The sequence below is a fragment of the Komagataeibacter xylinus NBRC 15237 genome, assembly GCF_001571345.1.
In the GTDB taxonomy this organism is placed as follows: domain Bacteria; phylum Pseudomonadota; class Alphaproteobacteria; order Acetobacterales; family Acetobacteraceae; genus Komagataeibacter; species Komagataeibacter xylinus.
Window position 1 is genome coordinate 1 of sequence record NZ_BCTP01000135.1, and the last position, 915, is coordinate 915.

Here is a 915-nt window from a genome sequence, read left to right on the forward strand (position 1 = left end):
AGAGCCTGAATCAGAAAGCGGTTTGATTGATTTTTCGCAGAATTCTGCGGATATGGGCAATCATCAACCACGCGTGGGATGACGAGATTGTTGCCTCGACATCCTTCGTGAGGCGACGGCAACGTCCGAGCCATGCAAAGCTACGCTCCACGATCCAGCGTTTGGGCAGGACGACGAAGCCTTCGGCCCGATCGCTACGTTTGACGATCTCGATCGTCCATCGGCCGAGTTCAGCCAGCGCACCACGCAACTTCTCGCCAGCATATCCCCCGTCACCGATCAGATGGCGAAGCCAGGGAAACAATGAGCGTATCCTGACCGCTACCAGCGGCGCACCATCACGATCCTGAATGTCGGCGGGATGTACAACAGCCGCCACGACATGACCCAGCGTGTCGGTCGCGATATGCCGCTTGCGTCCCTTGATCTTCTTGCCCGCGTCATAACCGCGTGGGCCGCCATTTTCAGCGGTTTTAACCGACTGGCTGTCAATAATGCCCACTGAAGGCGTGGCGTCTCGCCCGTCCTGCTCACGCGACAGGATCACGAGAATATGGTTCATGGCTTCCCATCTTCCCTCGCGGATCCAACGGTAGAAATAGCCCTGTACGGTCGTGAAGGCCGGAAAGTGCCGGGGCAACTGCCGCCATTGGCAACCGGTCGTGACGATATAGAGGATCGCCTCCATGACCCGGCGCAAATCCGTACGTCGTGGTCTGCCCAGCCGTTTCTTCTCGGGCATCAGCGGCGCAATCAGCGCCCACTCCGCATCGCGCAGGTCGCTTGCATATTCCAGGTCGTCCCTTTGATACTGCGCTCGGGTGATTTCAGTCCAGGCCATCTTGATCTCATCAGGTTATCGCAAACCCATGAATCATAACCCGCTGAAATCACTCAACTCATTTTCGGTCAGAC

Annotated in this window: 1 protein-coding gene; it reads right to left on the reverse strand. The window is 57.3% G+C overall.

What is annotated here, in order from left to right:
- Positions 1 to 10: 10 nt before the first annotated feature.
- The gene (locus GXY01S_RS16755) at positions 11 to 841 is read right to left on the reverse strand and encodes an IS5 family transposase (RefSeq protein WP_061276912.1); all 831 of its coding nucleotides are present in this window, start codon (positions 839 to 841) and stop codon (positions 11 to 13) included.
- Positions 842 to 915 lie beyond the last annotated feature (74 nt).

What these genes read in the sequence shown, in the direction of transcription:
- GXY01S_RS16755 (WP_061276912.1), bottom strand. Translation starts at nt 841, where the DNA reads ATGGCCTGGACTGAAATCACCCGAGCGCAGTATCAAAGGGACGACCTG.